Origin of the sequence: Bacillus sp. A01H, assembly GCF_045277205.1 — a bacterium.
GTDB classification, from domain to species: Bacteria; Bacillota; Bacilli; order Bacillales; family Bacillaceae_G; genus Bacillus_A; species Bacillus_A paranthracis.
The window spans coordinates 3,902,965-3,917,479 of the sequence record NZ_CP117702.1; the positions used below are offsets into that span (position 1 = coordinate 3,902,965).

Consider the following 14,515-nt stretch of genomic DNA (forward strand, 5'->3'; position numbering starts at 1 on the left):
CTCTCTGAAAAAGAGAGATTTTTTTATTTATTGCCCATTTTTTCCAAATACATTAATGCATCATCCAACGTATCAACTGGCACAACTTTCATTTTCGTTTTAATATCTTTCGCAGCCTCAAGTGCATCTTTATAATTCGATTTCTCTGCACCTTTTTCATTTGGTGCAAAGAACACTTCAGCACCAGCATCACTTGCAGCAACCACTTTTTGCTGAATACCGCCAATCGGGCCAACTTCTCCCTTTTCATTGATCGTCCCTGTTCCAGCTATTTCATGCCCTCTTGTTAAATCATCTTCCACCAGTTGATTATATATTTCTAATGTAAACATTAGGCCTGCCGATGGTCCGCCTATTTCATGAGAGTCAATTTTCACTTTCGGATCTACCACTAATTCTCTTTCCGTAACGATAGAAACACCTATACCAACACGTCCATTTCCATTCGGAATAGTCTTTACATTTAAATTTTCTTTTAACTGTTTCCCATCCCTCTTGTACTCAATATTTACTGTATCTCCTTCTTTTTTCCCTGTCATATATTCAATAAATTGTTCTGTCTTTTCAAATGTTTTTCCGTCGACGGCAATGATAACATCTCCAAGTTTAAGCTTTCCTTCTGAAGGCATCCCTTTCGCTACACCAGCAACCAACACACCTTTATTTTCAAAAGAAACAGTACGATTTGCACGTTTATAAGCATTATAAATCGCTGCATTTTGCGAATCTTTCATCGCATAATTTTGGCGAAATTGATATTCTTCATCACTTTCACCTTTTTGCAATATTTCTTCCGCTTTTGAAATATGTGTATATTTATTAAACTGTGCCGCTATTAAATTCACTACATTTGCCGGTCCCATTGAAACCGTAACAAGCATAAAATCACCTGATTCTTTTGTTCCCCCTTCAACTTGAACGTAAGGCTCTAATTTGGCAGCCATTCCTGGTTTCGTTACATAATACGGCAGACGTACATAAACAAGTAACATTGCCAATATAACCCCTATTAAAATTGCATATATAAACCGAAAACGCTTAAACATTATGTTTCTCCTTCCACTGCTCAATTAATAAATGAATATTTGCAACATGCTTTTCCGCTTCTACCTCTCCAACTCGAATAATGTCTTCAATGTTTGTAAAAGCCCGGGAACTAAATTGTTCTACAGCTGGTCGCATCATTAAATCAGATGCAATTTGCCGATTTATCACAAGCTCATGTTGCATAATTTCAATACTCTGCATAATTACATCATAAATAGACGTAACCTCTCCATTTACTTTAATCGGGGATACATCAACAGCAATGACAATATCGGCACCTAACTCTTTCACAACCGATACTGGGATGCGATCAATTACTCCGCCATCTACCAATAATCGTCCATCTATTTTCTCTGGCACAAACACTCCAGGTACAGAAATACTTGCTCTCACCGCCTCTGCAACTGGACCACTTGTAAAAACTACTTTTTCCCCCTTTAAGATATCAGTAGCCACAACAGCCGTCGGGATATCTAATTCTTCTAAATTTTTATTATATGTAAACATTTTAATCATATCTTTGACACGTTTTCCAGAAATAAATCCCATTTTCGGAACCGTAAAATCTAAATAATATTTCCTCTTAAAAACATTTGCCAGTTTATACAGTCTTTCAACGTTTGAACTAGCCGCATAAAATGTACCTACTAAAGCCCCCATACTACTTCCTGCAATCATATGAATCGGTATATCATTTTCCCTTAAAACCTTTATAACACCAATATGAGCAAAACCTTTTGCGCCCCCAGATCCAAGAGCTAAGCCAATTTTCGGTTCTTTCACTTTTCTCACCCTTTAATTTTTTTCGTTCCTTTTTCATACTTATGGTCTAAATTCACTACGTATCCACGTATACTGAAATGAACGTTTTTTGGGACAAAGGGGGATTTACTTACATGTATGAAAAATGGAAAACGGCTTTCCTTACCATATCAACACTTTTTTTAACCTTTTCTCTTGTACTCCACCCCCAAGCTGCTTTACAAGCTTCCATTCGAGGGTTAAATATATGGTGGGAAGTTGTATTCCCTTCACTTTTACCGTTTTTCATCATTGCCGAACTTCTCATTAGTATTGGTGTCGTAAAATTTATAGGCGTTATATTAGAACCACTTATGCGACCACTTTTCCGCGTTCCAGGAATAGGCGGATTTGTTTGGGCAATGGGAATGGCTTCAGGCTTTCCCGCTGGCGCCAAATTAAGCGCTAGACTGCGCAAAAGCAATCAGCTAACACAAATTGAAGCAGAGCGCCTCGTATCTTTTACAAACTCATCCAATCCACTTTTTATTTTTGGCGCTGTTTCTATCGGTTTTTTCAATAATCCGAAATTAGGAATCGTATTAGCTGCTGCACATTATGTAAGTAATTTTGCCGTCGGGTTACTGATGCGTTTTTATGGCAATAACAACAGTTCCACGCATGATAAACATGTTACTAAAAAACACCCTTTTCAAAACCCTTTTTCAATTCTACACGAGACACGTATGCAAGAAAAAAGACCAATAGGAAAATTACTTGGGGACGCTATCGTTTCTTCTATTCAAACGCTACTTATGATTGGTGGATTTATTATTTTATTCTCTGTTTTAAATAAAATGATTACTGTATTTCATATTACAGCAGCCCTTTCTTTTATTATGCAACATATTTTATCATTCTTCCAACTAACTACTGAATTTAGTATCCCAATATTATCTGGCATGTTTGAAATGACACTTGGAAGCCAAATGATTAGTCAAATAACTGAAACACCCCTCCTGCAGCAAGCTATGGTAACAAGCTTTATTTTAGCATTTAGCGGCCTTTCTATTCAGGCACAAGTCGCTAGCATATTAGCTGAAACAGACATTCGATTTAAGCCCTATTTTTTCGCAAGAATTATCCAAAGTATTCTTGCTCCTATTTTTACTTTTATATTTTGGAAACCGTTTTATGAAAAAGTAAGCTCTTTCTCACCTATGCAAAAAGATATCCCTGTCTTTTTATCGAATCATTCTTCTATTCTGCATGAATTTTGGACATCTTTTATACACTACGGACCGATATTTACATTATTTTGCTTATATGTATATGTCATCTTATTATTTTTTCGGAGCAACAAAGAAAAACCCCGTTCACTTTAACGGGGTTTGAAACTTTTCTTTTAAAGCACGTTCTACAACAGGAGGTACAAGATCTACTACACTTCCTCCATATCTCGCAACTTCTTTCACAATGCTCGAGCTTAAAAATGAGTATTGATTGTTTGTCATAATAAAAAAGGTTTCAATGTTTTCATCTAACTTTCGATTCATAGAAGTAATTTGCATCTCATATTCAAAATCAGAAACTGCGCGTAATCCACGTAAAATCGCGTTCGCATTACGCATTTTTGCATACTCAACTAATAGTCCACTATGTGAATCTACTTTGACATTAGGAATATCCTTTGTTGCTTCTCGAATTAAATCTAAACGCTCTTCCACTGAAAAGAACGGTTTTTTTGACGAGTTGTTTAAAACTACTACGTATACCTCGTCAAATACTTTTGCTCCCCTTTTAATAATATCCAGATGCCCAAGGGTAATTGGATCAAAACTTCCCGAAGAAATAGCTATACTTGTCATTCCGTCCCCTCACCTTCATACTTATAAATCGATATCGCTGTAATGCCATAATTTTCAGCTCGCACTTTTACAAGTCTTCCTATAGCCTCAGGTAAAACTACATCATTACCATGCTCCGCCATAATTAAACCATCGTTATGTAGCAATCCATGTTGATCCATTACACTAATTAAAGATACAATTTTTTGATCTTTATATGGAGGATCAATTAATATAAGATCAAATGATATTTCACGTTTTATAAGTGCTTTTATCGCACGTTCTGCATCATTCCGATATACTTCAGCTTGTTCCTGTATTCTACAACTTTCTAAATTTTGATGGATTACCTTTATCGCTTTATTGTCTCGATCAACAAAAATCGCTTTATTAATCCCTCTACTTATAGCTTCGATTCCAAGACCACCGCTACCACCAAATAAATCAAGAGCGACACCCCCATCAAAATAAGGGCCTATCATATTAAAAATGGATTCTTTTACTTTATCAGTCGTTGGACGTGTTGTATTACCTGGCACCGCTTTAAGTGGGTGTCCTTTACATTTTCCTGAAACTACTCTCATCTGTTGTCACTACCTTTATTTCAATCTATAGAGCAATTATAGAAAGCCCTTCTCCATTCGGTAACCGCTACCAAACTTTACGATTCCATTCATCTTCCAACGAAGACTAGAAGAACTTAGCTTAAAATAACCGCTCTGCATTTTTATGTATTCATCTCACCATTCGCTAACACGAACTATTCGTTTCACTTTATCTTTTTTATCCTATCATAAAATAAAAAAAAGAAAAATAAAAAGCCCAACATAAAATTTAATTTCATCATGTATATCTTCATTTAGATTGGACATAAATAACTATAACAACATCACCTTCGATGTTGTTGCCAACCGCGGAGAAGACTTACGTTTCCCCATAAGTTCTTCCTCCGGTTTCTCCTCTCCCTTTGCCTTCTTACTAGTACATGCTAGTATAAGAAGGGCCCTGCTTTGCAGGGTTTTTTTTCTTTGTCTACTTTTCATTTAAAAAGTGAGATGGTACAGTAAAAGAAAGAGGAGGAAAAGATATGATTCAACGCTTTATAGAACTCGGAGAGGGCTACTCTGATTTATATGAATTACTTGAAATTGCCAAAGCAAATCAAGAACGTATAACACATATGTTACAATTTGAAACAATTAAAAATGAAAAAAAAGTGTGCTCACTTGTTGTAATATTAAAACCAACTACTACTGGTGATTTCCAACCATTATACATATGTCGTGAAGGCATTCCTGTACTTGAAAATAAAAAAAGTAAACGCGTCATTTTATTTGAAGAAACGGCAGAACAACTTGGAAAAAAAGTGACTACCTTTACGGTAAAACCATCCACAACTTTCCCAGAAAAAGAACTGTTTTTCAATCATTTAATTGGTATTTTACGAATGAATAATTTTATTCCTCCAATGAAATAATGTGTTATTTCAAATAAAAAATCCCCTGTTAAAATTAGCAGGGGATTTTTTCTATTAGCTATAATCGTATTCTTTTGCCCGATCAGGACGTGAATTTTCAAATTCCGTTTTTAAATACGGGCGGTACGACTGTTCTATCTTTTTCACAAAAGGAAGTTTGTTCAACTTTTGCATCATATGCTCAATTTGTTCCATATCACAATATACTACTGCATATTTTAAACGTTTTGATATGTAATGTATGTTACCATATTTTCTTAAAATCTTGGCATGTTTCAATGAATGTAAATAAACAATCATACTTTGTCGTTGCCCGAACATAATCTTCTCCATCTTCTCCTTTTAAAAACATATATTTTATATTTTATGAAAACCAATCAGAAATTTATGACATTACAGGACAAACTCTGTATACGTTTTCTTCTACCTTCTAAAAAACGGGGTGATTTACCCCGTTTTTTTACAACCGCAACCTCCGCCGGTACCACAACCGCCACCACAGCCACCAGCATCAAAAAATGGATTTCCTGTTGGAACTTTGATGGAAGAGGACACCTCAGAACCGATTGCTACACTAACTTCATCTAACAACTTTTGTAAAGCCGTTTCTACTCGTTTAAAAGCTGCAATCTTATCATGTAAATCTACAGAACGCTTCAATTCCCTCATTTTCGTCGAAACGAAAGTATAGTCAGGATGATATTTACCGAAACGTTGCACTTCCTCATATCGTTCTTTCATCGCTGTAAATTGCTGAATTAACGTCTGAACTTCCATATCTTCATGCAAGTCTTTATAACATTTACGGTAATCTTCTGCTATATCTGAACAGATGATCGCTTTTGCAAGCTGCTCTGCCTTATCTAATATTAATACGCTTTCTAGCGTCGCTACAATCATGAGAGACACCTCCGAGTATTTATCATACCACATTTAGAATAGAACTACTAATTGAAGTGTCTCACTAAACAGAAAGATATCATTCTAACTATTTTTTAATAATTTCAGTACACATTTATACATTAATATGTTCCGCGATGTTGTATTTAACAACATCCCACTTCCCACTATTTTCATTCACATAACTAATACATGCGTTTTTTAACGGTGTTTTAAACGAAATATCTTCCGGAGCAATTGCATGTAAAATTGCTTTTATCGCATGAGAATGGGCTACAATAATAATACGTTTGCCAGAATGAGTTTCTGCAACATCTTTTACCGCGGCAAAACAACGAGCTACAATTTCTTCATCTTGCTCCATACCTTCTACTTTACCTTCTGCAATTAATTCCCTAACAGTCGCAACTGGCTTCCCAGAAGCTTCACCAAAATTACGTTCAACAAATCGCTCATCTAATAAAATTGATTGTAATCCAGTTGCCTCTGCAATTTCCTTAGCTGTTTCTTGCGCTCTAATTAATGGGCTACTTATAATTATATCCCATGCCTCCGCTTGCAAAGCAACTGCACTTTGACTCGCTTGCTTCTTCCCCACTTCATTAAGCGGAATATCTTCACGTCCCTGAATAATCTCTTGAAAATTCCAATCAGTTTGTCCATGTCGTACTAAACAAATTTCCGTCATGCTCATGCTGCAACTCCTTTTTAAATAATCCGCTTCTATTGTATCAAAAGTTCTGCATGACGGACATAGTTTTCCCTTCCAATTATGTTGCATTTTGCTGCTTCATATACTGAAACATATCAATCATAATGGAAGCAACTGCCAATTGATTTTGAAATTTCTCAACTTTATCTGGTATCGTTTTTTTGAAATGTTGCATAGCTGCTAACTCAAATGCCTCTTTTTCTTCAGGGTTTCGCGTTAGTTTTCTATACCAGTAAGGTTGCTCCCTAATATAGCGAGATAAATCCTCATCAGCCTTTATAAACTCCATAATTTCTGCTCTCATCCGCTTTCCTCCTAATCCTTCTGAAAGAAAAATGGATTATTTTCGGAAGTACTCTCTTCTTGCTGCGTGCGTTTTCCTTGAAATTGTTGAAAAACTTGTTGCACACTCCCAATAGCACTCGTCACATTGGCTAAATGATGTTGCATTTGTTCCACGTCTAACTTTTTAAAGAAAGAAAGCATTTGTCCCATCACATCAGCAGTTTTTTCTTCTTCAGTTCGAGTATCCTTTTCTTTTCCATTTTCTTTTTTCTTTTCTTTTACCGAAGAAAAAGCAGGCGCTCCATCCGGTCTAAAAGTTGCCCATATTGGATCTTCTTCACCAAGTAAGTACCATTCCTCATAAAACTGTTGCCAAGTTTTATGACCACTTCGAACTTCATGAACCATTTTAGGGTGATGGTTTACAAACTCTTTAAACTGTTGAACCGATGGATGTAACGGTCCTTTTGTTGTCGGCATAATCCTCACCTCTTCATGTATATCTACTATATAATAAGAAAAAAAAGGCGCATGGTTCGCCTATTTTTAGACGATTCATGCACCTTTTTATCCTACTATTTGCATAGGGGAAGATTCCCATCCACAATTTACAGTTTCATTTTATTTCCGAATAAAGTTTTGTGTATAAAACTTATCGTATACGCCAACACCTAATCCTGTAAATTGTTCATTCAATAAATTTTTTCGATGTCCCTCACTATTTAACCAACCTTGCAATGCCGCAACCCCATCACTATGTTGCGCCGCTATGTTCTCACCGGCAAGTTGAAACCCTACTTTCCCGCGCTGTAAACGATCTCCTAACGTACCTAATGTAGGTGAATCGTGTGAAAAATAATTATTATCCTTCATATCTTTACTATGACCGATTGCCACCTCTGCCGTTTGTTGGTCCCACGCTAATAACGGTAAATTATGACGACTTCGAATAATATTTGTTAAATCAAAAATTTGTTGCATATTCCCATTCTCTATTTGTTTCATTTTATCTGGAGTTAATGGTTGTTCTGCTAATAATTCACCCGAATAAACGAGCTGATACGGTCTTTGACGCAATAACGTTTCGTCATCCATATAACGAACACCGACAAGCTCATGCGTAAAATGATCAAAATATAATTGTGCCCAACCATCTTCTACTGGTACTAATGGTTGTTCCATCACTTCGGTATCAGATAACTCAAATTGATAACTATTCTTTCCTCTTTTTAACGAAATCTCATGAGAAAGTGGATTCTTTTTATACACATCTTCATACTTTTCATTTATATAATAAGGTGGCACCTTAACTTGCTCACCAGCGACATACGCCGTTACAATTTTACGTTCAGCAACCCCAAATTGAACATACTGAGCTAAATCTTGATTGTATACCCACCATTCATATCCGTAAGCAGATGGTTCTATTCGAGAAGGTTCGCCCCATTTTGCTAATAAATTTTCAGAGTCCCCACCAATCATATTTAAAACCGTATCAGAAGAGTCTTCATTTACTTGTTTTTTCTTTTTCACAATTTTATTTTCTTGCTTTGATTGAGATGGGGTTAATATATATTGTGAAACGAGTAATTTCCCGTATAAATCAACAGCTAAAATTAAAATTGTAATCATTACGATACGCAATAATTTCTTCAATCGATATACCTCCTGCAAAAAACATAAAATTGAGATATACACAAATCCTTTTCTTTCCTTTTTTTGTGTGTACCGTACTCTTTTCACTATATCATATTTTCGCAAAAAAAGTCTGGATTATCCCTTTTCTCTCAATATGAATTGCACTTTCTTATTATTCATACTATTATAAAAATAATGGTGTAACATTAAAAAAGGAGGTATTTTATGCAATTTACAAATACGAAATTTAATGGGGCAGTCGTTGATTTAACACTATTAACAGAGATTATGGAAAAGAACCATTTTGTACTTGCTGGACAGTGGGATTATGAACGAGTTACATACGATTATAAATTCGAAATATTAAACGATGTTTATTATTTACGTGTACAAGGTTTAGCTGTTGAAGGTGACATTGGCAGCAGACACGCTGAAATAAAGCTACTCCCTCCCTTATTAGGTAAACATTATTATCCTCACGGCGTTGAATATGGTGATGGTGAAACTTTCCCAACGAATGTAATTCAAAAAAGCGAACAACTCCTACAAAATATCGAAAAAGAGTTAAAAGAATTCCAAATCATTGAGTAAATAGAACAAGCGCATCAATATGATGCGCTTGTTCTATTTATCTTACTTAAGAATGAATCGTCTTTTTGACTGGATACCCATAAATAGTTCCATCCTTTACTTTAATCTCATCTTCCCAAGGAACCTTATATTTACCTTCAGCTAAATCTTTTACAAACGTATATGGGTTTTCTTTCACCCCACCAGGAGTCGCTACATATCCCCTTGAACCTAGATTATATATATTATTTTCGAGACCCCATCCTAATCTAGCTTGATCTGCTAGCTCTGGATATACTTCAGCAGTAACAATCTCCCAAGGATTTCGGTGTCCCTGCACTAAAGTAGTCCCATCAAAATTACATACTTGTCCTTCACCAAAATAATAAAATACACCATCATAACCGGCTAAGTTCACCGACAATGTATACATTAAATTTTGCCATGCATTCGAACGATTAGTTAACATCCATTGTTCACTAACTTGTGTGCTATATCCAGAAATACGAATCAAGACATTTGCACCTTTATAAGCTGCTTCACGAGCTACTTCAGGAAACATACCATCATGACAAATACAAACAGCTAATTTACTTCCTCCTGGCCCATCACAAACAGGTAAACCTAAATCTCCAGCCTTCCAAGGTTCAACTGGCACCCAAGGATTTAGCTTACGATACTTCAAAATCATTTATGATGATAGGTAAGGCTTTGATGTAATCTCCACCTTTTCCCCCACCTCACACCGTACGTGCTAGTTTCCTAGCATACGGCGTTCCATCGTTTCCAACTGACTTTAAAATCAAATTATGTTACTATCGGTTCATTTCCAGCTTTAGTTCTTAGCACATTCAGTTTATCCATTTGTTTCTTGTTAAGTTTAAAAGACCGAAGGTAATGTGTAATCTTATTAAGATTCGTCATGTGAATCAGTTTGTGTATAAACCAATCTACAATTACCAAGTTGTTGTACTTGTCATCCCCACCTTGTTTAATGGGAACAATGTGATGACAATGAACACGTTCAATACCAATTTCCTCACCAGTTACATAACGCTTACCATATTGAGCAACGTATTTTGATATCCTATTATCGTTGTACTCAATACTTTTATTCTTCGAATAAGTCCTCATAACTTGGTTGAGAACATCCTTAGGTATTGCCTTAAGATTACTATGTACTTTATTACGCCCCGTTTCCGTATAGTTACAGATAACCTGCGAAAAATTCCACGGGTTTTTATGATGTATTCCTGTAACTGGTAAGAGTGGAGTGTTCTGTACAACGTAAATCTTAGTGTTAGGTTGTATTCCTTTGGTCTTCCTTTTAAAATTCACAGATGTTTCACAGAACTTCATGTGCTTCATATTGTTTCTAAGTCTGGTTCTTATGACTCTTCGCAGAGAGTAATTTACCTCCGTTAAATCCATGTAAATTGTAACCGCATATTTAAAGTAATTTTGTATACCAAGAAGGGTTGAATTAAATTGAGTAACTTTCTCTGAAGTGGGCTCCTTTTGAATTCCTTTGATTCGTTCTTTTAGTTGTCTTTTAGCTTTTGTAATAGCTTTGTCGGACATACTGGTTTTTGCAATATATCCAAATTTAGCTTTACCTTGTTTAACCACTTTGATTTTGAATCCAAGGAAAACTGACGAGTTTTTCTTGAGATTAACCACTTTGGACTTTTTGGGGTTAATTTCAAATCCCAAGCGGGATTTGAGAAAATCAACTGTCGCATGATAAAAGCGTTGTGCTTCATCATAAGTCCGACACATTATTTTGAAGTCATCCGCGTATCTCACTACATAACCACATTTTAGATTCGTGTACTTCCTAGCATATTGTCGAAACCCTAAATGCCGAGTAGAGATTCTGTGAGGTTTGTAGGTTTCCCATTGGCTACTTATCCACCAATCAAGTTCATTTAGAACAATGTTGGAAAGTAAAGGAGAAATAATTCCTCCTTGCGGAGTACCCTTATTGGGAATACCCTCTCCTTCTATCTCAGATTTAAGGATTTTTGAAATAACACATAGAAGTGATTTGTCTCTTATTCCCAGAGTCCACATTTGCCTTAATAGCTTTTTGTGGCATACATTATCAAAGAACCCTTTAATGTCAATATCAACACAGTAGTGTTGGTGACCTATGTTAATAAGACTTACAACTCTACTTAGTGCATGGTGTGTACTTCTGTTCGGTCTAAATCCATAACTATGGTTATGAAACTTAGCTTCACAAATAGGTTCCAATACTTGGAGGATAGATTGTTGTACTAATCTGTCCCAAATTGTTGGAATCCCCAGGGGTCGCTTCTTATCACTGCCCTCTTTTGGGATAAGGACTCTTTTAACTGCTTGTGGTTGATAGTTATTTAATCGTTTCCTAACTTCATGAATAATCTTTGTATCGTTTAGGTGCCAAATATCTTTAATGGTTAAATTGTCAACTCCAGCCGTGTTACTCCCCTTATTAGTTTTGATGTTGCGGTATGCTAATCTAATATTTTCTTCCGAACCGATAATATCAATTAATTTATAGAAATTGTTACCATTAAGGCTATTAGAATATAACTCATCATACTTTCTTTGCATGTCGTAATATTCACTGTGCCTTAGTTTAGTTTTCTTTAACATGGGCTGTAACCTCCCCTTATTTACTGGAGGTTTACATCTCTTTAGTCTTACTCGAAACCATGTCAACCATAAGTAACAGTCAGTTTTCAATCGACTAGTGGCTATCCCTCCACGTTCATTACACGTTTCATAGGTACTGTGCCACCACTTTCACTGTCATAAACCTAGGTTATACAATTTACAATTGTTTTCCCTAGAACCACTTCATCGGAAGCAAGCCCTCAGTGTTGACAGCTTACCACGTTCCGTCATTCCTATCTGTGCATATACCGTTAGGTTTCTCCTATGAGTCTGCTACCTTGATATTGCCTGTAACAATATATGGACTTTCATAAAGGCGAGTTTTACTCATCCACAGTAGCGACACTAATTGTGTCAGTAAGCCTTTCGACTTACTTCCGATATAGACCCGTACCATCAGAGATTCGTCCGCACATACCATACTCTATTGGTTCATAGTGCATACTAACCATAGGTAATTTATAGACTTCCGGTTTATAGGTTACACCACCCACCTCTGAGTGACTTTCGTATCCTATAGGATTACGGTAACTCTCAACCGACTTCACCGAGCTTCATACAGTTCAGTTCTTGCTAACTTCACTGCATGTCGGAGTATTAAAGGAAGCCCTTCAAGGCGTTACCCTATCATTTGACTTCTTGGAATGACAGTTCACTGTTGAACTGTAAGTTCGACAATGCCTAAGCTTTTCACTTAGGAACGTGTCGCACCACCTTGTGGATCAATAATTATTGCTGTATTATACGGTTCTCCACCATCAGGATTTCTTTCCATTATAGAAAAAACACCATATACTTCAGACTCTTTACATGCCTCAGCAAACAAGTCTGTTTCTGGCCCAGGGACCGTACATAAAAACTCTTCTGTAGTCCATTTTTTTGTATTAAGCCCTTGCGTACTATATTCTGGAAATACTATCAATTCCAATCCAGGATACCCTGCTTTAGTTGAATGAATTGTTTTTATGATCTGTTTAATTTGTTTATCAATGTCTGCACGTGACTCTACTACCGGTACTGGATATTGTATTAATGCTGCTAAAAAACCACTAATTGGCTTTACCATACTTCCACTACTACCCATTTAAATTCCCCCTTAAAATAGTCCTTGTTTTATTAAAGATAACAATATAAATTTGTAACTCTCTAAAAAACTTGTACTACACATGGAATTATTATGCATTAAAGCTAGTAGTAAATCTTATATCCACTTTAGTACATGCCTACACTAACTTAACATAAATAATTAGAAAATTCAATCTATTAAAGTTTAGTAAAACTAAAAAAGTGTATGGAAACCCATACACTTTTTTACTTCGTTTGTAAATACGGCGGCAATTGTTGTAACTGCTCTTTATCCTTTTCACGCTCTCGACGCGCCCATCGAAAGAACACATAACCAATAATTGTACCGTACACTATTTCCTGGACAATTTTCATAATGATGCCGCCTGTTTGTTGGTCTTGTACGATCGGCATCCAGTGTAAAAATTCTGGTCCAGTTATATTTAAATCAGATAAAGTTCCCGCCGGTACACATAGTTCCATCGCCTTCATCCAAGCAGCCGGATCCGTATACGTTGCAAACAACGGCGCCGTTGCAAAAATAATTAACGCGCAAGCTGGCGTTAATAATATACCGTTAGCAAACATATAACCAAGTTTCTTTATATCACTTAACGTTTGATATTCTGGTAATGGATTTAGCATCGGCCACCACATCATGATTGCCGTAAAGAACAATATAGCGAGACAGATAGGATGAGCAATTTGACTTTGTTTTACTGCATCAAAAACAACTGGTAAATGATAAAAAGAAAACAGGCCATTAAATACAAACAATGCAATAAGTGGCTTAGCAAATATCTTTAATATAATTTGAACGAACTTAAAAGAAGTAATATAACGATATAACCAAACTGGTATACCAAGCAACAACAAAGGCGGAACGGCAATATACATAACTGCCATTTCAAACATATGTGCACTAAATATAATATGACCAATTAAATCAATAGGCCCTCCCTTTACAAAATACAAAAGAACAATTCCAGTCGTAAAATAAAAAACTTGCTTCTTACTTACCTTTGTCGCATGTTCAAATCGCATTCTATACGGCCCAATAATTAAAAAATATCCAATGAGGATCGAAAGCATAAATAATAAAAAGATTGGACTCCATAGCGCTTGAAAACCAAATATCCACAAGTTACTCATTTTCACACCTACCTTCTTAAGGTTATCCGTTCACATAACATGAAGAGGGAGCTGTGTCAACACAAGCTCCCTTATTCTTCACTTTTCAAATCCACACAATTGTCATAAAAGCTAAAATTGTAATTAATCCGATCAACAGACCAGAATAAAGAAAGAAACTTGCCGCTTCATGTCCTTTATGACTCATATGCATAAAATAATACAATTGAAAAATTACTTGTACCACCGCTAATAGTAAAATAAATGGTACTGAAAAAGTCGGACTAAAAGTTTTCGGATATGCTACCGCTGCAAATGCAACTAATGTTAAAAAAATCATTAATGCAAATGTAATAACTTGATGCTTCATTTCCTCCGCACTTTTTCTTTTCCGATAAACAAGATCAACTTTAGGATTATTCGTTTGCTTTATCGCCATTG

General features: G+C 35.9%; 16 protein-coding genes and 2 pseudogenes. 3 read left to right on the forward strand and 15 right to left on the reverse strand.

Annotated features, from left to right (window positions below):
* Positions 1 to 23: 23 nt before the first annotated feature.
* Together PSR14_RS20540 and PSR14_RS20545 are read right to left on the reverse strand one after the other, a co-directional pair.
* Complete coding sequence (locus PSR14_RS20540; RefSeq protein ID WP_000476307.1) at positions 24 to 1,046, reverse strand: SepM family pheromone-processing serine protease; 1,023 nt, start codon at positions 1,044 to 1,046, stop codon at positions 24 to 26.
* Positions 1,039 to 1,830, reverse strand: a complete 792-nt coding sequence (locus tag PSR14_RS20545; protein ID WP_000662598.1) for a patatin-like phospholipase family protein — start codon at positions 1,828 to 1,830, stop codon at positions 1,039 to 1,041. The genes PSR14_RS20540 and PSR14_RS20545 overlap by 8 nt, the downstream gene beginning before the upstream one ends.
* Before the next feature lie 113 nt (positions 1,831 to 1,943).
* Here PSR14_RS20545 and ylbJ point away from each other — a divergent pair, with 113 nt between their 5' ends.
* Positions 1,944 to 3,173 (forward strand): sporulation integral membrane protein YlbJ, encoded by a 1,230-nt coding sequence (gene ylbJ, locus PSR14_RS20550; protein WP_000273104.1) that lies wholly within the window; start codon positions 1,944 to 1,946, stop codon positions 3,171 to 3,173.
* Here ylbJ and coaD read toward each other — a convergent pair.
* Complete coding sequence (gene coaD / locus PSR14_RS20555; protein WP_000200598.1) at positions 3,165 to 3,656, reverse strand: pantetheine-phosphate adenylyltransferase; 492 nt, start codon at positions 3,654 to 3,656, stop codon at positions 3,165 to 3,167. The two genes, ylbJ and coaD, sit on opposite strands and share 9 nt — an antisense overlap.
* Positions 3,653 to 4,219: a 16S rRNA (guanine(966)-N(2))-methyltransferase RsmD gene (gene rsmD / locus PSR14_RS20560; protein WP_001266990.1), complete on the reverse strand. Its 567-nt coding sequence runs from the start codon at positions 4,217 to 4,219 to the stop codon at positions 3,653 to 3,655. The genes coaD and rsmD overlap by 4 nt, the downstream gene beginning before the upstream one ends.
* 503 nt (positions 4,220 to 4,722) lie before the next feature.
* Here rsmD and PSR14_RS20565 point away from each other — a divergent pair.
* Entirely contained in the window at positions 4,723 to 5,112 is a 390-nt protein-coding gene (locus PSR14_RS20565; protein WP_000616011.1) for a hypothetical protein, read from the forward strand.
* A 54-nt stretch (positions 5,113 to 5,166) separates the two neighbouring features.
* Here PSR14_RS20565 and PSR14_RS20570 read toward each other — a convergent pair whose 3' ends face one another.
* The 6 genes from PSR14_RS20570 to PSR14_RS20595 form a co-directional block, all read right to left on the reverse strand.
* Positions 5,167 to 5,433 carry a YlbG family protein gene (locus tag PSR14_RS20570; RefSeq protein WP_002080814.1) on the reverse strand — a complete coding sequence of 89 codons (267 nt, stop codon included), beginning with the start codon at positions 5,431 to 5,433 and terminating at the stop codon, positions 5,167 to 5,169.
* 126 nt (positions 5,434 to 5,559) lie between these two features.
* Positions 5,560 to 6,012, reverse strand: coding sequence for a YlbF family regulator (locus tag PSR14_RS20575; RefSeq protein WP_000634351.1), 453 nt, complete (start codon positions 6,010 to 6,012; stop codon positions 5,560 to 5,562).
* Between the two features lie 115 nt (positions 6,013 to 6,127).
* A complete protein-coding gene (locus PSR14_RS20580; RefSeq protein ID WP_113732836.1) occupies positions 6,128 to 6,700 on the reverse strand; it encodes a histidine phosphatase family protein in 573 nt (190 codons plus the stop codon).
* Positions 6,701 to 6,782: 82 nt separating this feature from the next.
* Positions 6,783 to 7,028: a YlbE-like family protein gene (locus PSR14_RS20585; protein ID WP_001200990.1), complete on the reverse strand. Its 246-nt coding sequence runs from the start codon at positions 7,026 to 7,028 to the stop codon at positions 6,783 to 6,785.
* Positions 7,029 to 7,039: 11 nt separating this feature from the next.
* Positions 7,040 to 7,489, reverse strand: a complete 450-nt coding sequence (locus PSR14_RS20590) for a YlbD family protein (RefSeq protein WP_001143335.1) — start codon at positions 7,487 to 7,489, stop codon at positions 7,040 to 7,042.
* A 141-nt stretch (positions 7,490 to 7,630) separates the two neighbouring features.
* The gene (locus tag PSR14_RS20595; RefSeq protein WP_000735391.1) at positions 7,631 to 8,665 is read right to left on the reverse strand and encodes a CAP domain-containing protein; all 1,035 of its coding nucleotides are present in this window, start codon (positions 8,663 to 8,665) and stop codon (positions 7,631 to 7,633) included.
* 207 nt (positions 8,666 to 8,872) lie between these two features.
* Between PSR14_RS20595 and PSR14_RS20600 the strand changes: the two genes are divergently transcribed.
* Positions 8,873 to 9,238, forward strand: a complete 366-nt coding sequence (locus PSR14_RS20600; RefSeq protein ID WP_001160940.1) for a YugN family protein — start codon at positions 8,873 to 8,875, stop codon at positions 9,236 to 9,238.
* A 46-nt stretch (positions 9,239 to 9,284) separates the two neighbouring features.
* Here PSR14_RS20600 and PSR14_RS20605 read toward each other — a convergent pair.
* From PSR14_RS20605 to ctaF, 5 genes and pseudogenes are all read right to left on the reverse strand, one after another.
* Positions 9,285 to 9,908, reverse strand: a pseudogene (locus PSR14_RS20605) (formamidase); the annotation flags it as partial.
* A 116-nt stretch (positions 9,909 to 10,024) separates the two neighbouring features.
* Positions 10,025 to 11,857: a group II intron reverse transcriptase/maturase gene (gene ltrA / locus PSR14_RS20610; protein WP_098487752.1), complete on the reverse strand. Its 1,833-nt coding sequence runs from the start codon at positions 11,855 to 11,857 to the stop codon at positions 10,025 to 10,027.
* A gap of 733 nt (positions 11,858 to 12,590) precedes the next feature.
* Positions 12,591 to 12,962 (reverse strand): annotated as a pseudogene (locus PSR14_RS20615) (nitrilase-related carbon-nitrogen hydrolase); the annotation flags it as partial.
* A 227-nt stretch (positions 12,963 to 13,189) separates the two neighbouring features.
* Positions 13,190 to 14,095 (reverse strand): cytochrome c oxidase assembly factor CtaG, encoded by a 906-nt coding sequence (gene ctaG, locus PSR14_RS20620; RefSeq protein ID WP_000069012.1) that lies wholly within the window; start codon positions 14,093 to 14,095, stop codon positions 13,190 to 13,192.
* Positions 14,096 to 14,180: 85 nt separating this feature from the next.
* Positions 14,181 to 14,513, reverse strand: coding sequence for a cytochrome c oxidase subunit IVB (gene ctaF / locus PSR14_RS20625; RefSeq protein WP_000985699.1), 333 nt, complete (start codon positions 14,511 to 14,513; stop codon positions 14,181 to 14,183).
* Positions 14,514 to 14,515 lie beyond the last annotated feature (2 nt).